Raw genomic sequence first — 21,083 nt, 5'->3', positions numbered from 1 at the left:
ACTTACTTGTCGGAGCCGGAATCGTCCTTGCCCGGGCGGAGGCCTTCGTAGATCTGCTTGCACTCGGGGCAGACCGGGAACTTCTGCGGATCCCGGCCGGGCACCCAGACCTTGCCGCAGAGGGCGATCACGGGCTCGCCGGACAGGGCCGACTCCATGATCTTTTCCTTGCGTACGTAGTGGGCGAACCGCTCGCGGTCCCCCGGCTCGACTTCCTCGCGCAGTTCCTCGCGCTCGATGACGGCGGTGGAGGAACCGGGGCCGGAGGCTTCCCGCTGGGGGTCGTTTTCGAAGGGATCCGGTGGCATGCTCATGCGTGCCATTCTACGCGTGCCCCTCCGGCGCCCGGCTAGAGCCCCTGCCATGCCGGCTTGCCGTTGTAGCTGTGCCGGTAGTACTCGGAGAGCTGCAGCGCGGAGGCGGCTGCGGCGTCGACCAGCACGCTCACGTGGGGGTGCAACTGGAGCACGGATGCGGGGCAGATCGCCGCAACGGGGCCTTCGACGAAGTCGTGGACCGCCTCCGCTTTGCGCGCCCCCGCCGCCACGAGGACGATGTGCCGCGCCTCCAGGATGGTCCCCAGCCCCTGCGTGACCACGTGCCTGGGCACGTGCTCGAGGCCGCCGAAGAAACGGGAGTTGTCCCGGCGCGTCTGCTCCAGCAGCGTCTTGATCCTGGTCCGGGAGGACAGCGAGGAGACGGGCTCGTTGAACCCGATGTGCCCGTCCGTGCCGACCCCCAGCAGCTGCACATCCACTCCTCCCGCCGACCGGATAGCCGCCTCGTACTCCAGGCAGGCAGCAGGCAGGTCCTGTGCGGCGCCGTCGGGGCAGAGGACGCGGTCCGCCGGCAGGTCCATCCGGTCGGTGAAGTCGCGGCGGATCACCTCCCGGTAGGACTGAGGGTGGTCCGGAGCAAGCCCGACGTATTCATCCAGAGTGAAGACGCGGGCGCCGGCGAAGCTCAGGCCCTGCTCCCGGTGCCGCCGCACCAGCTCGTCATAGACCGGCAGCGGCGAGGAACCGGTGGCCAGGCCGAGGACGGCGTCCGCCTTGCGCGCCAGCAGCGATTCGACGACGTCGGCCGCGAGCGCGCCGATCTGCTTCGCGCCGGGCAGGATGACCACTTCCATGCCGCACCTTCCTTCCCGCCGGTTGCCGTCCGCCTTCCCTGGACACCGCCGGCGAGCCCGGGAGCAGCAGCTATTCGGGCTCCGGCTGGCCGGCGCCGATCATGGCTTCGGGCGACCAGCTGAGCTTCACCGCGAAATGACCCTCGTGGCTGGACTTGGCCACCAAGGCTCCGGCCTCGCCGGCGAGCTTCACGCCAAACTGGACTTCCACTTTCCCCGCCGGTAATTCGCTGAGGGATTCCACGGTGGCACGCGCGATGGAACGCACGACCGAGAGCGCATCCTCGAACCGCCGTCCGGCGTCGACGATGCCGTGCTCATTGCGCAACGGGTGCTCCACCCCGTAGCTGTTGTCCTCGACCTCGACCAGCACCACTCCGGAGCCAACCTCGTAGCGCATCACTTCGGTCATGCGCGCCTCCCGTTACGCGTACCAGAACCAGCCCGGCGGCTGCCAGGAGGACGGCACCTCGTGGCCGCTGAACTGCTCGCACCGGCCGCAGGTGTAGCTCGCGCTGGCAGCCCGGGTGGTGCCGTCCCGCAGGACGCGCGGCGGAGTGTAGCTTTCCACGATCAGGTACTCGTCACTTTGGCACCGGCTGCAGAACGGCACCTGCGGCGACTGGGCGTGCCGCTGGCGCCGGACGGCCGTACTGGTCAGCTGGCGTCCGTGGTGGGCATGGGGGGTCAGAGTCTTCATCGAGCATCCCGCCTCACTGGGTCACAAAGGCCCGGGAGCACGCGCAGCTTCTGCCGCGTGGCGTCCAGGGGATTCACTTTGAGTATGCCGGAGCCGCGCTCGGACGATCTAGGCCTTAGGACCCTAGCGCGACGCCGGGCGGTTCACCGGCGGGAGTTTCAGCTCAGTAGACGGAACGTGCGGCGGCGCGCTCGTACTGCGGAGCCCACTCAAGGCTGTAGCCCAGTTCGAAGGCGGCCCGCTGCCACCAGTGCGGATCGCGCAGGGCCGCCCGGGCCAGGAAGACGCCGTCGGCCTGGCCTGTTGCGACGATGTGTTCGGCCTGCACGGCGGACGTGATGAGCCCGACGGCGCCTACGGCAATGCCCGCCTCGCGGCGCACCTGGGCAGCGAAGCCGGTCTGGTAGCCGGGGCCGACGGGAATCCTGGTGCCGGCCACCGCGCCGCCGGTGGAGACGTCCACCAGGTCCACGCCGTGCTCCTTGGCCCGGCGGGCCAGACGCACCGAACTGTCGCCGTCGATGCCTCCCTCGGCCCAGTCGCTGGCGGAGATGCGCAGCAGCAGGGGCATCCCGTCGGGAATCCGGGCACGCACGGCGTCGATGACCTCAAGCGTGAGCCTGCTGCGGCCCTCTTCGTCCCCGCCCCAGGCGTCGGTGCGGGTGTTTACGAGCGGGCTCTGGAACTGGTGCAGCAGATAGCCGTGGGCGCCGTGGAGTTCGATCGTGTCGAACCCGGCCCGGACGGCCCGGTCGGCGGCGTCCGCGAAGTCCTGGATCACGCCCCGGATGTCCGCCTCGGTCATGGCCTGCGGCGCAGCGTAGCCCTCAAAGGCCGACGTCGTGGGCCCGAGGGTGCTCCAGCCGCCGTCGTCGGCCGGGACAGTGCCGGAACGCCCGGCGAAGGGCCAGTACACCGATGCCTTGCGGCCCGCGTGGGAGAGCTGCACCCCGATCTTGGCGTCGGAAGAGCTGAAGCGGTGCACGAAGGAGGTGATCCGCTGCCAGGCTTCGGCTTGATCGTCATTCCACAGGCCCGCGTCGCGGGGGCTGATGCGCCCCTCTGGACTGACCGCGGCGGCCTCGGTCATGACCAAGGCCGCGCCGCCGGTGGCGAACGCCCCCAGATGGACCAGGTGCCAGTCATGGGGCACGCCTGGCGCGGCCACGGGGTCGCACGAATACTGGCACATGGGCGAAACCCAGCCGCGGTGGCTGAGCTCAAGCGACCGGAGGGACAGCGGACGGAAAAGGGCCGGGACCGAGTTACTCACAGTTCACGCTAACACTGGCGGCCGCTCCCGCATTCCCGAGGGGTGCTGCGGGCCGCTTAGAACAGGGCCCGCGCGAGAGCAGCGCGCGCCTTGGCGACCCGGGGGTCCGATCCTCCGACGACGTCGAACAGCTCCAGCAGCCGCAGCCGCACCGTCTCACGCTCCGGGCCGAAATTGCGGGCGATGAAGCCGACCAGGCGGTCCAGCGCGTCCTCCACGTGGCCGCCGACGAGGTCCAGGTCCGCCACACTGAGCTGGGTTTGCAGGTCATCGGGCTGTTCGGCGGCGGCGGTGCGCAGCGCCGCGGCGTCCTGCGCCGAGACCTGCTCCACCCGCTGCATCAGCTGCACCTGGGCCAGGCCGGCTTTGGCGTCCGCATCCGCGGGCTGTTCGGCCAGGGCCTTCCGGTAGGCCTCCGCAGCCCCGGCCCAGTCCCCCGCCTCGATTGCGTCATAGGCGTCCTGGTGCAGCGGCGGCAGCGGTGCCGGCTGTTCCTCCCCGCCGGCCGGCGCTTCGTCCAGCGTGCCGGAGACCCCGTTGGCCTCGGCAACCTTGAGCAGCTCCGCGAAGAAGCTGCGGATCTGCTCCTCCGGCACGGGTCCCTGGAACAGCGGCACCGGCTGGCCCTTGAGGACCGCCACTACCGTCGGCACGCTCTGCGCCTGGAAGGCCTGGGCAATCTGGGGGAAAGCCTGCGCGTCGACGCTGCCGACCAGGATCCGTCCCGGGTTCTCGTCGGCCACCTTCTGCAGGACGTCCGTCAACTGCGAGCTCTGCGGCGACACGGGCGCCCAGAGGTTCATCACCACGGGGACGCGGTTGGAGAGCTGGACCAGGTCAGGGAAGTTCTGCTCGGTCACCTCGACCGGACCGCTGCCTCCCGGGGCCTCGCCGGCGGCAGGCGCGGAGGCCGGCGTGCGCGGGGTCTTCAGGGAGGACAGGTCGACCGCTCCGCGCAGGTTCAACGAGGCCGACGCGGCAGCAGGATTGGCAGGACGGGATCCGGGCACGCTCATGCTCCCACTCTACCCAGAAGGGCGGCCCGGATACCTCCGGACCGCCCTTCTGCCGCGCCGCATCCAGCGACGGGTCCGGACTGCCTACTTGAACTTGGCTCCGGCCAGGCCGCGCGTTGCGCCGACAACCTGGAGCTTGTCGTTGGAACCGGCCGGCGGGACGTACACCATCACTGACTCACCGAAGGTGAGCTCCATGCCGGTGGTGCTTTCCTTCGCACCGGCCAGCGCCGCGGCGTCGTCGTTCACCACGAGCTTGTCGCCGGAATTCTTCGGAGTGCCGTCAATGCCGAACTCAAGGTGCCCCACCACGAGGGCCCCGCCGTCGGCGGTGCGGAAGACGCGCGTGTCCTTTTCCACTGGCTTGTGGCTGAAGCTGAGCTTGCCGTTGGCGGTGCTCTTGACCAGAGCCTGCTCGTAGGAGAGCGTGTCCTTCACATAGGCGTTGTCGGCAATCTTGTCCGCCCAGGAGCTTCCGGCCGAAGTCAGCCTGTCCCCCAGTCCGTCAAGAGCCTGCTTGGCCGAAATCTTCAAGCCGGCGGCATCACCGGGCTGCAGCACGTCGGCACCCTCCGGCTTGGCGTTCGGAAAGGTCATGCCCGGCAGCAACGGCGAGGCACCCACCAGCTGGTAGTTCTCGCGGGGGCCGGTCTGCTCCAGGGTCAACAACTGCGGCACCGTGTTGTTCGGGCCCTGCGTGACGGCGACGACGTCGCGCGGCCACTCACGCTTGGTGCTGATCACGCTGGTGAGCAGCTTCGTGGCCGAGACGGGGGCCGCCGGCTGGTAGCTGCCGACCTTGGACCGGATCTTGTAGTTCGCGGACCGGGTCTCCAGCGCCACCCCGGCAACCCGGGGCTTGAGCTGCCCGGCATCCTTGGCGGCGTCGGCCTTGGCCACGACCCCTGCCGTCTGCTCAAGGATGCGCGCGAGCTGGCTGTCGGTCACGACGGGAGCGGCGGGAGCCGGGCTGGCGGCGGACGGGGACGGCGCGGGCGTGGTGGCAGCCTGCGCCACGGAACCGCCCAGGGTGGTGCCGCCGAGCACCAGGGCAAGCGCTCCCCCGGCTGCGGCCCGGCGGACGCTGAACGCGCTGGGTGCGGACCCCCCGGTGCCGGGACCGGATGCAGCGCCGGGACCGGATGCAGTGCGCGGCGCACCGGAGGCAGCGCGGCCGCCGTTACCGCGCCGGGGGCCTCCGCCACGGCGGCCGAGCAGGAAGAGGGCGATGCCGGCGAGCAGGGCGATCACGCCGAGCACGATCAGCGGCACGGCCCAGGGGGTGGAATTGTCGTTGGGCCAGGTCACCGAAATGTCCGACGGGGCCGGAGCTGTTCCGTCGGAGGCGACCAGCAGCGACCAGTTGCCGTCCGCGGGCAGGTTCCAGGTGTACTTGAGCTCGCCGTTGCCCGACTCCTCATGTTCCCAGAGGTCGGCGCCGGAAGGGTTGGGTGCCTTGGCGTCACCGGCCGTGTACTTCTCCTGCAGCGACTTCAGGTCCGCCGAGGCGCCGGTCATGGTGTTGTGCGCGGCGCCGTCAACCCAGGCATTGACGTCGTCGGTGCGCCCGGCGGCGACAACGAAACTGCCGGGGGCCTTGACAGTCACCGTGACGGTGCCGGAGCGCACGTCGCGGGTGGCGCCGTCGATGACGGTCAGCGGGGCGGCCTTGGCGTCCTTCGGGGACGCAGCGGTAACAGTATCGGCCGGGGTCCACCACGTACGTTGGCCGATCCCCAGGATAAGGAGCACGAGGCCCACGAGGGCCAGGGCAACTGGAAGTCTGGTGCGCACAAAAATACCTATCATTCGTCGGCGGGACCTATCAATGGTAACGGTTTTGTTACTTTGCTGTTAGTTGGGGCCGTTCGCCGGCGCCCGCGGGCCCTCCGCACCGGCGCCGGGACCGGCTGATACTCTGGCGGGATTGGGCCGCCTGCGCGGGCCGATGCCGCGGCGCCCGGGCGCCACCCGACTGAAGATGCAAAGGCAGCGAAACAGTTGACGAGCGAGAACAGCCCCCATGACGGCGACCGGCACGGCCAAGCCGGTCCGGCGCCCGCAGCTCAGGAGCATGCCGCCCACGAGGGCCATCCGCACGCCAAGCCCGGAGTCTTCGACAGCGTCCTGATCAAGCTCCGCCGCCCGATTCCCGGCGCCCAGCCCCGGATCCGCTTCGAGATGCCGCCCGTGGGGGACGGCTCCGGCGCCGAACATGTCGCCGTCGACATCCCCGGCCTGCAGCAAGGCGGCCATACCAAGGTCTCGCTGCAGAACCCCATTTACCTGGGCTTCATGGCCGCCGTAGGCGTGGGCGCGGCCCTGATGCTCTACTTCATCATGACCAGCACCACGCAGCTGTTGCTGTGGATCCTCGCTGCTCTCTTCATTGCGCTCGGACTGGACCCGGTCGTGCGCTGGCTCGAGGCCCGCAAGGTCCCGCGGCCCGCGGGTATCGCGCTCACCCTGCTGGTCCTGCTGGGCCTGGTGGCTGGATTCTTCGCCACTCTGATCCCCACCATCATCGACCAGACCTCCCAGCTGGTGGAAAAGGCACCCACCTGGATCAACGACTTCCTCGCCTCGGACTTCTTCAAGTCCGCGGACAGCCAGTTCCATGTCAGCCAGCGCGTCGGTGAGGAGCTGAACAAGTTCCTGCAGAACTCCGCGGCGGTGGGCGGCATCGCCGGCGGCGTGCTCGGCGTCGGCACCACCATTGCCAACGGGCTCTTCGGCGCCCTCGTCGTGCTGGTGCTGAGCCTGTACTTCCTTGCCGCCCTGCCGTCGATGAAGAAATGGGCCTACCGTCTGGCGCCGCGCTCGCGCCGGGCCCGCGTGGAAAAGCTCTCCGAGGAAATCACCGCCGGCGTCGGCAACTACGTGATGGGCCAGGCCGTCGTGGCGGTGCTGAACGCGACCTTCGCCTTCATCGTGATGACCTTCCTCAATGTGCCCTTCAGCTCGCTGCTGGCGTTCGTCGTCGCGCTGCTGGCCTTCATTCCGCTCGTCGGCGGCGTCATCGCCGGCGTCACGGTAAGCCTGGTCAGCCTGACGGCGGGCTGGCAGACGGCGTTGTTCTTCGCCATCCTCTACTTCGCCTACCTGCAGTTCGAGGCCTACTTCGTCTCGCCGCGCATCATGCAACGCGCCGTCGCAGTGCCCGGCTCGGTCGCGGTGATCTCCGTGATCGCGGGCGGCAGCCTGCTCGGTGTGCTGGGCGCGCTGATCGCGATCCCGACGGCGGCGGCTGTGCTGCTGCTGCTCAAGGAAGTCTTCATCGCCCGCCAGGACCAGCAGTAGGCCGTAGCGGGCATCCGGCCCGCTGCCGTTCGGCCTCTTACGCAGCCGAGCTGACTTTGCCGGCCCAGGTTGCGGGCAGGTCCGGGTTCCCGCCGGTGGCCCGGACAATTTCCGCCAGCGCGCGCGAGGCGTACTTCTCCCCCACCCACAGGTGCTTCGCCCCGTCCACGCCGATGACCTTTGCCTGCGGAACCCGGGCGAAACGCTCCTGCGCCTCGGCGGGCTGCAGGTAGTCATCGAATTCGGGCACCAGCACTGTCATCGGCTTGCCCGAGTGCGCCCACAGGTCCAGGTCGCTGTCCCCGGCACGGTGCAGCGGCGGGGACAGCAGCACCGCCCCGTCCACCAGCGGCGCGGCCGGCTCGAGCGCCCCGTACTTGAGCACCAGCTCGGTGCCGAAGGACCAGCCCACCAGCCACAGGTGCGGCAGCGAACGGCCGGCGGCGAACCGGACCGCGGCCTCGAGGTCCGCGCGCTCCCCCACCCCTTCCTCGAAACGGCCCTGGCTTTGCCCGCGCGGCGAGGACGTGCCGCGGGTATTGAACCGCAGCACCGCGATGTCAGCCAGCGCGGGCAGCCGGTAGGAGGCCTTGCGGAAGACATGCGAGTCCATGAAGCCGCCATGGGTGGGCAGCGGGTGCAGCGTCACCAGGGTCGCCTTGGGCTCGGCGTCCTCCGGCAGCGCCAGTTCCCCCACCAGGGTCAGTCCGTCCGCTGTGTGCAGCTCGATGTTCTCGCGCCGTGCCGGGAGCACGGTGGCGGCACGGATCTCGGTCGGCTCGGCCGGCTCGGTCCAGTCGAAAGCGGAGGGATCGAAAGTCATGCACCGATCTTATCGGCGGTAGCCGAACCGCCGGGTGCGCCAGCAGCGCTCATGCCAGTGCCGGCGGTCGGCCAGCGCTGTCTCGGAGCCGAACAGGGAGTCCTCCTGCCACACCACCAGATGTGCCGTTCCGGGGGCGATGATCTGCTCACAGCCGGGACAGCGGTACTCCTTGGCGGCGTTCCGGGCGGTGATGGTCCGCACGGACCATTCGCCGTCGGGCGCACTTTCGCGGCGGGGAAAGCCGGCGCGGGCCCGCTCCAGGTCCAGTTCGGGCACCGGACCCCACTTGCTGCGCGTGCCGTTGTCGGCAGCGCGGCGGGGTCGGTTGGAGCGGGGCATTTACCCATTCTGCCTCACGGCTCCGGGTTGCCGCGGCCGGCGCCCGCGGTCGGGTCGGCGCCCCCGCAGACGGTAAAGTGCTCTCTGTGCGTCTCGTCATTGCCAAGTGCTCAGTTGATTATGTCGGCCGCCTCCGCGCGCACCTCCCGCTTGCCACGAGGCTGCTGCTGGTCAAGGCGGACGGCTCGGTCCTGGTCCATTCCGACGGCGGCTCCTACAAGCCGCTGAACTGGATGAGCCCGCCCGCCACTCTCCGGGTCACCGACCCGTCGGAGGCGGACGCGGCGGACGGCGTCAGCGAGGTCTGGGTGGTACAGGCTGGCAAGAGCGACGACAAGCTGGTCATCAACATCCACGAGGCCATCCATGACACCTCCCACGAGCTTGGCACCGATCCCGGCCTGATCAAGGACGGAGTGGAGGCGGACTTGCAGCGGCTGCTCGCCGAACAGATCCACCGCCTCGGCGAGGGCTACACCCTCATCCGGCGCGAATACGCCACCGCCATCGGTCCGGTCGACATCCTCGCCCGGGACGCCGACGGCCGGACGGTCGCGGTCGAACTGAAGCGGCGCGGGGACATCGACGGCGTGGAGCAGCTCACCCGCTACCTTGACCTGCTCAACCGCGACCCGCTGCTTGCCCCGGTCCGCGGGGTGTTCGCCGCCCAGCAGATCAAGCCTCAGGCGCGCGTGCTCGCCACCGACCGAGGCATCGACTGCCTCACCCTCGACTACGACGCGATGCGCGGCGTGGACGACATCGAATCACGCCTCTTCTAAAGCGCTATTCGGCAGTACCGGGCGCCTCCGGCTGCCGCGGCCCGGCTGGGCCGCATATACCCTTCCGGCCGGCTCCGAAAGGGCCGAAAAACCCCGAAAGGGCGGTCCCAAACGGATTTTGATTAACATTTGGATGAATCCGCGGTTCTTCCGTTGACCAGTCCTGCACGGCATGACAAGCTATTCAAAGTCTTTGTGTATGTGTGAATTCATGCTCGCGAGACATGTTGCGAGCGTGAAGCTCTCTGGGGGAACGGTTCCGGCCACGGCCGACACCGGCCGTTCAGGTTCTTCTCGCTTCAGTAACCCAAGACTTACGCACGGTGCGTGGGTCTTAAAAAAGATCCATTATGAGGAGAAATTAAATGGCACAGGGAACCGTAAAGTGGTTCAACGCTGAAAAGGGCTTCGGCTTCATCACTCCCGATGACTCTGACGGCGATGTGTTTGTTCACTACTCTGAGATTCAGACCGGCGGTTTCAAGACCCTCGACGAGAACCAGCGTGTGCAGTTCGAGATCGGTCAGGGCGCCAAGGGCCCGCAGGCCACCGGTGTGACCGTTCTCTAAGTAATTCCCGCGCTGACCTGGCTCCGCCTCGGAGCCGGGTGTGCAAATTGATGATCCCCGGTTTTCGAACCGGGGATCATTGTGTTTAATGCGCTTTAGAGCGTGGCGAACATGTCACGCTCGCTGCTGAGCCCGCGCCGTTCAATCTGCGCCCCAAGGCCGGTCAGGTGTTCCACGAACCGCTCGTATCCACGGTCGATGTGGGAGACCCCGTGCACCTCGGTGACGCCGTCCGCGACCAGCCCGGCGATGACCAGTGCGGCCCCGGCCCTGATGTCGTTTGCCTCCACGGGAGCCCCGGAGAGGCGCTCGACGCCCTTGATCAGTGCATGGTGGCCGTCGAGCCGGACCACGGCGCCGAGGCGGGCCAGTTCCGAGGTGAAGCCCCAGCGGGCCTCGAACACGTTCTCGGTGACCATGCCGGAACCGTCGGCGACGGCGTTCAGCGCGACCACGAACGGCTGCAGGTCCGTGGGGAAGCCGGGGTACGGCAGCGTGGAGACGTTGATCGGCAGCGGCCGCTCAGGCCCGGCAACGGTGAAGCCGTCGGGTTCTATGCTGATCCGGCAGCCGGCCTGCGTCAGCTTGTCGAGGACAACCCCGAGGTCCTGCGCCCGGCTGCGCCGGACGGTCACTGTCCCGCCGGTCACCGCCGCGGCAAAGGCCCAGGTCCCTGCCACGATCCTGTCCGGCAGCACGTCGTGCGCCGCCGGGGACAGCCGCTCGACACCGGTAATGGTGACCGTGCTCGTCCCGGCGCCCTCGATCCGGGCGCCCATGGAACTGAGCATTGCCGCGATGTCCACGATCTCGGGCTCGCGCGCCGCGTTCTCGATCACTGTCACTCCCTGCGCCAGCGTGGCGGCCATCATCAGGTTCTCGGTGGCCCCCACGGAGGGGAAGTCCAGCACGTGGCGCGCCCCGCTCAGGCCCTGCGGTGCGCGGGCGACGAGGTAGCCGTGGTCAATCGCGATGGACACCCCCATCAGCTCCAGCCCCGCCCGGTGCATGTCCAGGCCGCGGGAGCCGATCGCGTCGCCGCCGGGAAGGGCGACCTCGGCCTGGTGGCACCGGGCCACGAGCGGTCCCAGCACGGAAATCGAGGCACGCATGGCGCGGACCAGGTCGTAGTCGGCCTGGTGCAACAGATCAGCCGGCACGTCGATCGCCACGGTGGAGCGCTCGGGGTCGTACTCGACGGCGGCACCGAGCCGGCGCAGCAGGTCAGCCATGATCCAGACGTCCTGGATGTTGGGGACGTTGCCGATCGTCGAGACGCCTTCGGCGAGCAGGGTGGCCGCCATCAGCTTGAGCACGCTGTTCTTGGCCCCGGACACCTCCACGGCGCCGTTCAGCACCGCGGGCCCGCTCACTACGATCACGTCTTCCATACCTGCCATCCTAGGAGACCGGCGGCCGCGCCCGCGGTCAGGGCAGGCCCATCGGGGCCGCAGCGAAGTCCAGCGCCGGCGTGAGCGAGCCGGCAGCCACCGCCCAGGAGTGGCCCGCATGGGGCACCTCCGCGGTGCGCACCGTTGCGCCGGCCCTCCTGGCCGCGGCGGCCAGCACATGCAGGTTGTCCAGGTACTCGCTGTCCTTGCTGCCGGCGGAAAAGTAGATCCGGCTGTGCGGGAACCGCCGGGTTGCCAGGAGCTTCAGCGGCGTGTGGGCCTCAAAGGCCTTGACGTTCCCGCCGAAGGAATCGTGGATCGTCTTGTTCCGGTCGGCGGAGAGCGACGGCTCCCGTTGGGCGGAAAAGGCGAAGATTGTCGGAAACAGGTCAGGGTGGCGGGTGCCCAACTGCAGCGCGCAGGTGCCGCCGAACGAGAAGCCGCCGACCGCCCAGCGGGAGGCGTCCGGGTCGATGTCCAGGGTGGTGCGAGCCCACGCCGGCACGTCCGACGCCAGATACGTCTCGGCCTTGCCCAGCCGGCTGTCCATGCAGAGGCGGTTGGCGGTCGGGTCCCCGTTGGCGTCGGCCACGACGACGACGGGAGACACGCCGCGGTGCCTGGCGGCGTAGTCGTCCATCACCGACTTCAGCCGGCCCCCGGTGATCCAGTCCTGCGGGGAGCCGGGCTGGCCGGGGACGAGCACCAGCAGCGGCAGCAGCGGCCGGTTCCGTACGAGGTAGGCCGGCGGAAGGTAGACGTAGGCCTCGCGGGCGTGGAAACCGGACCGTGTGCCGGGGATGGCGGCCCTGCGGACCAGGCCGGTGGCCGGGATGCCCGCGGGCGGCCGCCAGGAGCGCAGGTCCCGGGGCGCGGCGTCCCGCCCCGAAGCGGCCGGCGAAGCGGGGGCCCGGTACTGCTGCTCGAGCTCAGGGATGCCGTTGACCGCGCTCCCGACCAGGTCGCCCGCCGAGCGGTCCAGCCGGAAGTACGCGTTGACCTGCTGGCCTGCGAGCAGCAGCACCAGCAGCAGGGCTGCCACCGGCAGCAGGCGCCACGCGCCGGCGGCGTCCGGGCGCCGGGACAGGATTGAGGGAACGGCCAGGGCTGCGGCGGCCACGACGGCGGCCGTCCAGCCGAGCACCTCGGGCGGCAAGGGCTCGGGAAGGATGAGGAGAACCTGCACGAGCAGCCAGTGCAGACCAAGGGCCGCCAGCGCTGCGGCCCCCGGCACAGCAGCGATGACGGCCCTTCGGCGGTTATTCCGGGCAGCAAAAAGCGGGCGGCAGAGAAGGAAGGATCCCCCGAGAATTCCACCGACCCAGCAGAGAAGCGGAACCGGCCCGTCAACGAGGCTGATTCCTGAGACAGCGTCCACTGCCTTCAGCGCCAGGTTCCGATGCCGACCACGGGCCCGGCCTCCAGCCAGGAGGACAGACCCGCATAGGCATCGAATTTCATTGCGAGCAGAAGGTCTTCACCCTCATAGCTCAAGTTCACGATCACGACGTCGGGCTGGACCTTGGTCCGCTCAGCCTCCGACGGCACCCGCCGGCCCTGCAGCAGCAGCGAACTGCGCCTGAACCGGTACCGGGCACGGGGGCTCAACGACAGCAGGCTGAACCACTCCAGTTCGGTGTCCTGGTAACGGCACACTCCCATCCGCCAGTTCTCACCGAGCCGGCAGATGGAGGCATCGACAGTGCCCAGGGCACGCCGCAGGTACATGCGGCGTGCCCCGAAAGCGGCCAGAGCCAGCAGGCACAGCACGAACACGGCCGAAAGGACCATGAAGGTTGCGCCTGGATCGTTCATCAAGACAGTGCTAACGGATCCCCGCGCTGGTGGACTCACCCATCTGGGCGTTGTCAGCCACGATCACGACCCGGTTGGAGTCCACGGAGAAGAATCCCCCGTCGACCGTCACCGCGATCCGCGCGCCGGATACCGGCTCGATCGCCAGGTCGCCGGCCGCCAGGACCGCGAGCACCGGCGAGTGTCCCGGAAGGATGCCGATCTCGCCGTCGCTGGTCCGTGCCTTGACCATCTTGGCCGCGCCGGACCACACGAAGTGGTCCGCCGCGACAATCTCGACTTCCAGTTCGGCCATGGTTACTTGGTCGATTCCTGGATCTTGGCCCACTGGCGCTCGACGTCGTCCATCGCACCGACGTTGAAGAACGCCTGCTCGGCGATGTGGTCGACGTCGCCGTCGCAGATGGCCTTGAAGCCTTCGATGGTGTCCTTGATGGACACGGTCGAGCCCTCGACGCCGGTGAACTGCTTGGCCGTGTAGGTGTTCTGCGAGAGGAACTGCTGGATGCGGCGCGCCCGGGCGACGACGATCTTGTCCTCTTCGGAGAGCTCGTCGACACCGAGGATGGCGATGATGTCCTGGAGCTCCTTGTTCTTCTGCAGGATCTGCTTCACGCGCACAGCGGTGTCGTAGTGGTCCTTGCCGATGTACTGCGGGTCAAGGATGCGCGACGTCGAGGTGAGCGGGTCCACGGCCGGGTAGAGGCCGCGGGAAGCGATCTCGCGGGAGAGCTCGGTGGTGGCGTCCAGGTGGGCGAAGGTGGTCGCCGGAGCCGGGTCGGTGTAGTCATCCGCGGGAACGTAGATCGCCTGCATCGAGGTGATCGAGTGGCCCTTGGTCGAGGTGATGCGCTCCTGCAGCAGGCCCATCTCGTCGGCCAGGTTCGGCTGGTAACCCACGGCGGAGGGCATGCGGCCCAGCAGCGTGGAGACCTCGGAACCGGCCTGCGTGAAGCGGAAGATGTTGTCGATGAACAGCAGCACGTCCTGGTTCTGCACATCGCGGAAGTACTCCGCCATGGTCAGGGCGGACAGCGCCACACGCAGGCGCGTTCCCGGCGGCTCGTCCATCTGGCCGAACACAAGGGCGGTGTCCTTCAGGACGCCTGCCTCTTCCATCTCAACCCAGAGGTCGTTGCCTTCACGGGTGCGCTCGCCCACGCCGGCGAACACCGAGGTGCCGCCGAAGTTGCGGGCGACACGGGTGATCATTTCCTGGATCAGCACGGTCTTGCCGACGCCGGCGCCACCGAAGAGTCCGATCTTGCCACCCTTGATGTAGGGGGTGAGGAGGTCGATGACCTTGATGCCGGTCTCGAGCATTTCGGTCGAGCCCTCGAGCGAGGCGAACGACGGCGCCTTGCGGTGGATCGGCCAGCGCTCGGTGATCTGCAGCTCGGACGCGGCCACGTCGAGCGGCTCGCCGAGGACGTTGAAGATGTGTCCCTTCACGACGTCGCCCACGGGCACCGAGATCGGAGACCCGGAGTCCTGCACGGAGGAGCCGCGCACCAGGCCGTCGGTCGCCTGCAGGGAGATCGCACGGACGAGGTTGTCGCCAAGGTGCTGGGCGGTCTCGAACGTGATGGTGCGGGTCTCACCGTTGAGGGTTACCTCTGTGGTGAGAGCGTTGTACATTTCGGGGATGGCGTCGGCCGGGAATTCGACGTCGACGACCGGGCCGATCACGCGGGCGATCCGCCCGGTGGAGCCGGCCTTCGCGGCTACCTGCTCTGTTGCTGTGGCAGTCATCTCTCTCACTTCACTCAGTTAGATGGCGTGGTTACGTTTGGGGTGGTGCCTACGAGGCGTTCAGCGCGTCGGCGCCGGCAACGATCTCGGAGAGCTCCTGCGTGATCTCGGCCTGCCGGGCCGTGTTGCGCAGTCGCGTGTACTTCTTGATGAGCTCGGTGGCGTTGTCACCGGCGGACTTCATCGCGCGCTGGCGGGCAGCGAGCTCGCTGGCGGCCGCCTGCAGCAGCGCCGCGAAGATGCGCGACTCGATGTAGCGCGGCAGCAGCGCGTCGAGGACCTGCTCGGTCTCCGGCTCGAATTCGTACAGCGGCAGCAGGTCGGATTCGTCGCTGACGTACTCGTCGGCAACTTCCAGCGGCAACAGGCGCACCACCGTCGGAACCTGGACCACCATCGACTGGAACCGCGAGTAGACCACGTGGATCTCGTCCACGCCGCCCTGCTCGAAGCCGAGCGAGAACTGTTCCAGCAGCACCTTGCCGATTTCGCGGGCGGTGTCGAACTCGGGCGCGTCGGTCCCCCCGGTCCAGACCTGCTCGTACGGACGGCCGCGGAATTCGAAGTACGCCTGCGCCTTGCGGCCGACCAAGTAGGTCTTGACTTCCTTGCCTTCGCCGCGCAGCAGCTCGGCCAGCCCCTCGGCCTGCTTGAGCACACCGGCCGAGTAGGACCCTGCCAGGCCGCGGTCGGCCGTGAGGACCAGGACCGCCGAGCGGCGGACCTGCTCCGGCTCGGTGGTGAGCGGGTGGTCGATTTGGGTCTGCGACGCCACGGCGGAAACTGCGCGGGTGATCGCGTTGGCGTACGGCTGCGAAGCGGCCACACGGGCCCGCGCCTTGCCGATCCGCGAAGTCGCGATCAGCTCCATCGCCTTGAAGATCTTGCGCATCGACGTCGTCGAATTGATCTTCTGGCGGTAGACCCGGATCTGGGCTCCCATTTTCTTCCTTTCCTAGCCCTCGCGGGGCGGGCGGAGCCGACATCCTCTGGACGCCGGCTCCGTCCGCTCACCGGTTGGCTCAGCGCTTCTGCCGGACGATCTTTTCCTGGTCGACTTCGCCCTCGTCGATGGCCTCGAATTCCTCGTGGCCGGCGCCGACCAGGCGGTTGTCGCCTTCGCCGAAGAAGCCGCGCTTGAAGTCCTCGATCGAGGACTTCAGCGCCTCGACGGTGTCATCTTCGAGCTTGTTGGTCTGCGCGAGCGTCGTCAGGATCGACGAGCTGTGGCGCAGGTGCTCAAGGAACTCCGACTCGAAGCGGGAGATGTCCTCAACCGGAACGTCATCCAGGTAGCCGTTGGTGCCGGCCCAGATGGAGACGACCTGGTCCTCGACCGGGAACGGCTGGTACTGGCCCTGCTTGAGCAGCTCCATCAGGCGGGCACCGCGGGTGAGCTGCTGGCGGGAAGCCGCATCCAGGTCGGACGCGAACATCGCGAACGCCTGCATGTCGCGGTACTGCGCCAGGTCCAGCTTCAACGTGCCGGAGACCTTCTTCATCGACTTCACCTGGGCGGCACCGCCCACACGGGACACCGAGACACCGACGTCGACCGCCGGGCGCTGGTTGGCGTTGAACAGGTCCGACTGCAGGAAGATCTGGCCGTCGGTGATCGAGATGACGTTGGTCGGAATGTAGGCCGAGACGTCGTTGGCCTTCGTCTCGATCAGCGGCAGACCGGTCATCGAACCGGCACCGAGCTCGTCCGAGAGCTTGGCACAGCGCTCGAGCAGGCGGGAGTGCAAGTAGAACACGTCTCCCGGGTAGGCTTCACGTCCCGGCGGCCGGCGCAGCAGCAGCGACACGGCACGGTAGGCCTCGGCCTGCTTGGAGAGGTCATCGAAGACGATGAGGACGTGCTTGCCGCCGTACATCCAGTGCTGGCCGATGGCGGAGCCGGCGTAGGGGGCAAGATACTTGAAGCCCGCCGGGTCGGAGGCCGGGGAGGCCACGATCGTGGTGTACTCCAGGGCCCCGTTGTCCTCGAGGGTCTGGCGGATGGCCGCGATGGTCGACGCCTTCTGCCCGATCGCCACGTAAATGCAGCGGACCTGCTTCTCGACATCGCCGGAGCGCCAGTTGGCCTTCTGGTTGATGATCGTGTCCACGGCGATGGCGGTCTTGCCGGTCTGGCGGTCACCGATGATGAGCTGACGCTGGCCGCGGCCGATCGGAATCATGGCGTCGATGGCCTTAAGGCCGGTCTGCATCGGCTCGTGCACCGACTTGCGCTGGGTTACGCCGGGGGCCTGGACCTCCAAGGCGCGGCGGGCCTCGGCCTTGATCTCGCCCAAGTCGTCGATCGGCTGTCCCAACGGGTCGACGACGCGGCCGAGGAACGCATCACCGACGGGCACGGAGAGGATCTCCCCGGTCCGGTGCACCTCCTGGCCTTCCTCGATGCCGGTGAAGTCGCCGAGGACGATCACGCCGATTTCGCGCACGTCAAGGTTCTGGGCCAGGCCCAGAGTTCCGTCTTCGAACCGAAGCAGCTCGTTCGCCATCACCGAGGGAAGTCCCTCGACGCGGGCGATTCCATCACTGGCGGCGGTCACACGGCCGACCTCTACGCGCTCGGCGTTGCCGGGTTCGTAGGACGCCGCGAAATCGTTCAACGCATTCCGGACGTCGTCGGCGTTGATGGTCAATTCGGCCATCTGCAGTCCCTGCTCTCCTATTTCGTGATCATCGTTGTTCACGATGACCGATTTTTCAGTCTCTAACGGTTGCTGGTCTGGCTAGCCAGCGAGTTGGCGTCGCAGCTCACCCAGGCGGGTGATCACGGAGGCATCAACGACTTCGTCGCCGACCCTGACGCGAACGCCGCCGATCAACGACGGGTCCACGTTCATGTTCACCTTCAGCTCACGGCCGTACAGCGCGTTCAGCCCCGCCTGCAGCCGGTCCGCCTGGGCCGCTGTCAGCGGGCGCGTTACGGCGACCTCGGCGATCCAGCGCTTCTGGCTGCTGGCGACCAGTTCAACGAACCGCTCCACCAGCTTCACGGGCTTGAGTCCGCGCGGGTGGCTGACAGCCTGGCTGATCAGCAGCCGTGCGGCATCGCCCGCGCCGGGAACCATCCGCAGCGCCAGCGCGGTCTTGGCCGCGGGGCTGGCCTGCGGCTCGGACAGCGCGCGCTGCAGGTCATGGCTGGACTGCACAGCGCGGTTGAACGCAAACAGTTCGTTCTCCAGCCGCTCAAGGGCCTCAAGACCGGCAGTTCCGCCGGCCGTCCGGTTCTCCTCCGAAGCCACGACCACTGCTGCAGCCACGGTCTCGAGCGCATCGCTGATGTCCCGCGCCGAACCCCAGCGGGACTCGGCGAGCCCGCGGGTGATCTCCAGCGCTTCGGCCGAAACCTTTCCGCCGAACAGCGTCGTCACCAGGCCTGCCTTCTCCTCGCCGCTGCGGGCGGGATCGGTCAGTGCGCGGCGCAGGGCGGCGGAGTCATCCACCGTGCCCAGAATCCCGAACAGTTCCTCCGCCAGCGACAGCGACGCGGCCGGAAGCTTCGTTTCAAGCCCGGCGAGTGCTTTGGCCAGCGATTCGCTCGATGCACCTGCCATTAGTTCGACGCACCTGCACTCTGCGCAGCATTGCCTTCGAGGTCCGCGAGGAAGCGGTCCACGACCCGCGCCGACCGCGCGTCATCGTTGAGGGACTCCCCCACGATGCGGCTGGCCAGCGTGGTGGCCAGCGATCCGACCTCGGAGCGCAGGGAAACGACAGCAGCCTGGCGCTCCGCCTCGATCTGGACGTGGGCCTGTTCGGTGATGCGGGCCGCCTCGGCAGCAGCCTTCTCCTTCAGGTCGGCCAGGATCTGGGCGCCTTCGGAACGGGCTTCTTCACGGATGCGGTTGGCTTCCGTGCGGGCGTCCACCAGCTGCTGCTTGTATTCCTCCAGCGCAGCGGTGGCTTCGGCCTGGGCCTTCTCGGCCTTGGCGATGCCGCCCTCAATAGCCTCGGTGCGCTCCGCGAAGGTCTTTTCGAACATCGGGACGACGAACTTCCACACGATGTAGAAGAGCACCGCGAAGCTGATGAGGACGACCCCCATCTCCCAGGGGTTAGGCGCCAGGGGGCTGGGCGAGGAGCCTGCAGCAGCGGCGAGGATAGTCACCTGATTCATTTCACCCGTCCTTTCTACTCGGTTCTGATGTAGCGCTTCGGTCTCTTAGAGAACGAAGGCGAAGACCAGACCAAGGATGGCGAGAGCTTCAGTCAGGGCCAGGCCCAGGAAGGCGATGGGCTGCAGGACTCGCTGGGCCTCGGGCTGACGGGCCACACCGTTGATGTAGGCCGCGAAGACCAGACCCACACCGATACCACCGCCGATGGCGGAGAGGCCGTAACCAACGAGGTTCAGGTTGCCGTTCATGTTGTTCCTTTCAAGATGCCACCCGTGTGGCAGGTTGTTTGGTTCAGGTCCATCCCCAGGAGGGGAAGTTCTAAAGGTGGGTCTTAGTGCGCGTCGGCGTGCAGCGCGCCTTCGATGTAGATGGCGGTCAGCAGCGTGAAGACGTAGGCCTGCAGGACCATGATCAGGGCCTCGAGCATGTACATCGCGATCGCTCCGGCGAGCACCAGCAGCGACGCTCCCTTGAGCAGCACGTTCTCCTGGGTGACCAGGAACTCGATGCCGGACCCGGCCAGCATCACGATCAAGTGGCCGGCGAGCATCGTCGCGAAGAGACGGAGCGAGTGGGTGACCGGGCGGACCAGGAAGTTCGAGATGATCTCGATCGGCACCACGATCGGCAGGATGTACCACGGCACTCCGGACGGAACGGTGGCGAGCTTGAAGTAGCGCAGTCCGTGCTTCTTCACGCCGATCCCGATCCACGTCAGGTAGACGATGGCGGCCAGCACATAGGCACCGCCGACGTGCGAGAACGTCGGCAGCTGCAGGAGCGGGATGGCCCCGTAGATGTTGTTGACGAGGATGAAGAAGAAGAGGCTGAACAGCAGCGGCACGTACTTCATGAAGTCGCGGCCGCCGATGATGTCCTTGCCGATGGAGTTGCGCACGAAGCCGTACGCCATCTCGCCGACGAACTGCAGCTTGCCGGGAACCATCGCCCCGCGGCGTGCGGCTGCGAGGAAGAAGGCAGCGAGCAGTACGGCGGACAGGATCACCAGCAGCATCTGCTTGGAGAAACCGTCGGCAGCTCCCCACGGCAGGATTGCCGGAAGGTGCAAGTCTTCGATGCCGGGCGGGGTGAATCCGCCCCCATCCTGGGCGGGGAGCGCAAGCGCGATCAACGCGTTTCCTCTCTGCAGTGTCCTTCTTTGGGCATAATGCGGGGCGTCGTGCGGTTCATATGCTCGTGCCCCCAAGTCTGAAGTTGTGCGGTGTCTCTGGAATTGCTGTGTCCGGTCACTGTCCGTCATCCCCGCGCTTCGCCGGGCCGTCCGGAGCCTCGTTGCCATCGGAATCGGTGCGGCGGAACAGGCGGTGCTTGTGGACAAGATAAAAGCTGCCCGCGAGGCCTATGAGCGCTCCGGCCAGCACAAACCACTGCGTCCCCAACAGCTTATCCAACCCCAACCCTATCAAACTCCAGACGATGATTCCGCCAATGATGTAGCTGAAGACGGCCATTCCGGCGTTGTATCCGCCGTCGTTGCGCTCCTCGCCGGAAGCGGGTCCGGAGGCAGCTGAAGGGGTGTCCTGGTTACGCATCGTCCGGCTCCGGAGCGGGCTGGGGATCGTTGAAAATCTGCAGGCGGGTCCGGCTGAAAGTGATGACCTCGGCCGCCTGCCAGACGACGACGGTGAGGACCGCGCCGACGAAGAACCAGGTCCGGGACAGCCACGGCGGAACGCCGACGAGCAGCAGCACAGCGGCGAAGCCGACCACCTTGATCACGTAGGCGACGGCGAAGATGCCGATCGCTCCGGAGGGGTTGCGCCGGCCCATCACATGGCCCACCAGCAGCGAGATCCCGAAGAAGGCGACCACCAGTGCGGTGCCGAATGCGTCGCTCAAAACCGCCGCCGGTCCGGCCACGGCTGCCGCCGCAATTCCCGAGAGCACCAGCGCAGCGGCCGCAGCAGCAGCCGAGACGCCGAGGATGCGCAGCCAGGGCGATCGCGTGGGTCCCGAAGCGACGACAGCGTCGCCGGACATGCGTCCGCGCGGCGGTTTGTCGTGGTTCATCGTGGCCCGATCTCCGGAGTGCCT

25 protein-coding genes are annotated in these 21,083 nt (G+C 67.8%); 3 read left to right on the top strand and 22 right to left on the bottom strand.

The genetic code is table 11. From position 1 onward, the window contains the following. Positions 1–2: 2 nt before the first annotated feature. The 7 genes from KIH31_RS11040 to KIH31_RS11010 form a co-directional block, all read right to left on the bottom strand. Positions 3–314, bottom strand: coding sequence for a DUF3039 domain-containing protein (locus KIH31_RS11040; protein WP_214427156.1), 312 nt, complete (start codon positions 312–314; stop codon positions 3–5). A gap of 35 nt (positions 315–349) precedes the next feature. After that, positions 350–1,132 (bottom strand): glucosamine-6-phosphate deaminase, encoded by a 783-nt coding sequence (gene nagB, locus KIH31_RS11035; RefSeq protein ID WP_214427155.1) that lies wholly within the window; start codon positions 1,130–1,132, stop codon positions 350–352. 70 nt (positions 1,133–1,202) lie between these two features. After that, entirely contained in the window at positions 1,203–1,544 is a 342-nt protein-coding gene (locus KIH31_RS11030) for a CU044_2847 family protein (protein WP_214427154.1), read from the bottom strand. A gap of 12 nt (positions 1,545–1,556) precedes the next feature. Then, the gene (locus tag KIH31_RS11025; protein ID WP_214427153.1) at positions 1,557–1,832 is read right to left on the bottom strand and encodes a hypothetical protein; all 276 of its coding nucleotides are present in this window, start codon (positions 1,830–1,832) and stop codon (positions 1,557–1,559) included. Positions 1,833–1,995: 163 nt separating this feature from the next. Further along, on the bottom strand, positions 1,996–3,105 hold the full coding sequence (locus KIH31_RS11020; protein ID WP_214427152.1) for an NADH:flavin oxidoreductase/NADH oxidase: 1,110 nt from the start codon (positions 3,103–3,105) through the stop codon (positions 1,996–1,998). Between the two features lie 56 nt (positions 3,106–3,161). Continuing rightward, complete coding sequence (locus KIH31_RS11015) at positions 3,162–4,121, bottom strand: tetratricopeptide repeat protein (RefSeq protein ID WP_214427151.1); 960 nt, start codon at positions 4,119–4,121, stop codon at positions 3,162–3,164. Between the two features lie 84 nt (positions 4,122–4,205). Then, a complete protein-coding gene (locus KIH31_RS11010; protein ID WP_307857625.1) occupies positions 4,206–5,915 on the bottom strand; it encodes a hypothetical protein in 1,710 nt (569 codons plus the stop codon). 207 nt (positions 5,916–6,122) lie between these two features. Between KIH31_RS11010 and KIH31_RS11005 the strand changes: the two genes are divergently transcribed. Next, on the top strand, positions 6,123–7,421 hold the full coding sequence (locus KIH31_RS11005) for an AI-2E family transporter (protein WP_374224871.1): 1,299 nt from the start codon (positions 6,123–6,125) through the stop codon (positions 7,419–7,421). Between the two features lie 37 nt (positions 7,422–7,458). Here the strand turns inward: KIH31_RS11005 and KIH31_RS11000 are convergent, their stop codons facing one another. Then, entirely contained in the window at positions 7,459–8,244 is a 786-nt protein-coding gene (locus KIH31_RS11000) for an alpha/beta hydrolase (protein ID WP_214427149.1), read from the bottom strand. Between the two features lie 9 nt (positions 8,245–8,253). Beyond that, the gene (locus KIH31_RS10995) at positions 8,254–8,586 is read right to left on the bottom strand and encodes a hypothetical protein (protein ID WP_214427148.1); all 333 of its coding nucleotides are present in this window, start codon (positions 8,584–8,586) and stop codon (positions 8,254–8,256) included. Positions 8,587–8,672: 86 nt separating this feature from the next. Between KIH31_RS10995 and nucS the strand changes: the two genes are divergently transcribed. Both nucS and KIH31_RS10985 read left to right on the top strand, forming a co-directional pair. Next, positions 8,673–9,368 (top strand): endonuclease NucS, encoded by a 696-nt coding sequence (gene nucS, locus KIH31_RS10990; protein ID WP_214427147.1) that lies wholly within the window; start codon positions 8,673–8,675, stop codon positions 9,366–9,368. A 365-nt stretch (positions 9,369–9,733) separates the two neighbouring features. Then, positions 9,734–9,937: a cold-shock protein gene (locus tag KIH31_RS10985; protein ID WP_214427146.1), complete on the top strand. Its 204-nt coding sequence runs from the start codon at positions 9,734–9,736 to the stop codon at positions 9,935–9,937. 95 nt (positions 9,938–10,032) lie between these two features. Here KIH31_RS10985 and murA read toward each other — a convergent pair whose 3' ends face one another. The 13 genes from murA to KIH31_RS10920 form a co-directional block, all read right to left on the bottom strand. Further along, positions 10,033–11,328, bottom strand: a complete 1,296-nt coding sequence (murA, locus tag KIH31_RS10980) for a UDP-N-acetylglucosamine 1-carboxyvinyltransferase (protein WP_214427145.1) — start codon at positions 11,326–11,328, stop codon at positions 10,033–10,035. A 37-nt stretch (positions 11,329–11,365) separates the two neighbouring features. Beyond that, positions 11,366–12,562 (bottom strand): alpha/beta hydrolase-fold protein, encoded by a 1,197-nt coding sequence (locus tag KIH31_RS10975; protein ID WP_307857624.1) that lies wholly within the window; start codon positions 12,560–12,562, stop codon positions 11,366–11,368. A gap of 149 nt (positions 12,563–12,711) precedes the next feature. Beyond that, positions 12,712–13,143 carry a DUF2550 domain-containing protein gene (locus tag KIH31_RS10970; protein WP_214427143.1) on the bottom strand — a complete coding sequence of 144 codons (432 nt, stop codon included), beginning with the start codon at positions 13,141–13,143 and terminating at the stop codon, positions 12,712–12,714. Positions 13,144–13,153: 10 nt separating this feature from the next. Next, positions 13,154–13,438, bottom strand: coding sequence for a F0F1 ATP synthase subunit epsilon (locus KIH31_RS10965; RefSeq protein WP_214427142.1), 285 nt, complete (start codon positions 13,436–13,438; stop codon positions 13,154–13,156). A gap of 2 nt (positions 13,439–13,440) precedes the next feature. Continuing rightward, on the bottom strand, positions 13,441–14,895 hold the full coding sequence (atpD, locus tag KIH31_RS10960; RefSeq protein WP_214427141.1) for a F0F1 ATP synthase subunit beta: 1,455 nt from the start codon (positions 14,893–14,895) through the stop codon (positions 13,441–13,443). A gap of 49 nt (positions 14,896–14,944) precedes the next feature. Next, positions 14,945–15,838, bottom strand: coding sequence for a F0F1 ATP synthase subunit gamma (locus KIH31_RS10955; protein ID WP_214427140.1), 894 nt, complete (start codon positions 15,836–15,838; stop codon positions 14,945–14,947). A gap of 79 nt (positions 15,839–15,917) precedes the next feature. Next, the gene (gene atpA / locus KIH31_RS10950) at positions 15,918–17,555 is read right to left on the bottom strand and encodes a F0F1 ATP synthase subunit alpha (RefSeq protein ID WP_214427273.1); all 1,638 of its coding nucleotides are present in this window, start codon (positions 17,553–17,555) and stop codon (positions 15,918–15,920) included. Positions 17,556–17,636: 81 nt separating this feature from the next. After that, complete coding sequence (locus tag KIH31_RS10945; protein ID WP_214427139.1) at positions 17,637–18,464, bottom strand: F0F1 ATP synthase subunit delta; 828 nt, start codon at positions 18,462–18,464, stop codon at positions 17,637–17,639. After that, the gene (locus KIH31_RS10940) at positions 18,464–19,027 is read right to left on the bottom strand and encodes a F0F1 ATP synthase subunit B (protein ID WP_214427138.1); all 564 of its coding nucleotides are present in this window, start codon (positions 19,025–19,027) and stop codon (positions 18,464–18,466) included. Before KIH31_RS10940 ends, KIH31_RS10945 begins: the two co-directional genes overlap by 1 nt. 45 nt (positions 19,028–19,072) lie before the next feature. Continuing rightward, the gene (gene atpE / locus KIH31_RS10935; RefSeq protein ID WP_160664848.1) at positions 19,073–19,276 is read right to left on the bottom strand and encodes an ATP synthase F0 subunit C; all 204 of its coding nucleotides are present in this window, start codon (positions 19,274–19,276) and stop codon (positions 19,073–19,075) included. A gap of 83 nt (positions 19,277–19,359) precedes the next feature. Then, complete coding sequence (atpB, locus tag KIH31_RS10930) at positions 19,360–20,160, bottom strand: F0F1 ATP synthase subunit A (RefSeq protein ID WP_214427137.1); 801 nt, start codon at positions 20,158–20,160, stop codon at positions 19,360–19,362. 115 nt (positions 20,161–20,275) lie between these two features. Further along, entirely contained in the window at positions 20,276–20,500 is a 225-nt protein-coding gene (locus KIH31_RS10925; RefSeq protein ID WP_374224870.1) for an AtpZ/AtpI family protein, read from the bottom strand. A gap of 73 nt (positions 20,501–20,573) precedes the next feature. After that, positions 20,574–21,059, bottom strand: a complete 486-nt coding sequence (locus KIH31_RS10920) for a hypothetical protein (protein ID WP_214427135.1) — start codon at positions 21,057–21,059, stop codon at positions 20,574–20,576. Positions 21,060–21,083: the final 24 nt, after the last annotated feature.

The organism is Paenarthrobacter sp. DKR-5 (assembly GCF_018531425.1).
In the GTDB taxonomy this organism is placed as follows: domain Bacteria; phylum Actinomycetota; class Actinomycetes; order Actinomycetales; family Micrococcaceae; genus DKR-5.
This window is presented reverse-complemented; position numbering and strand designations above follow the sequence as displayed.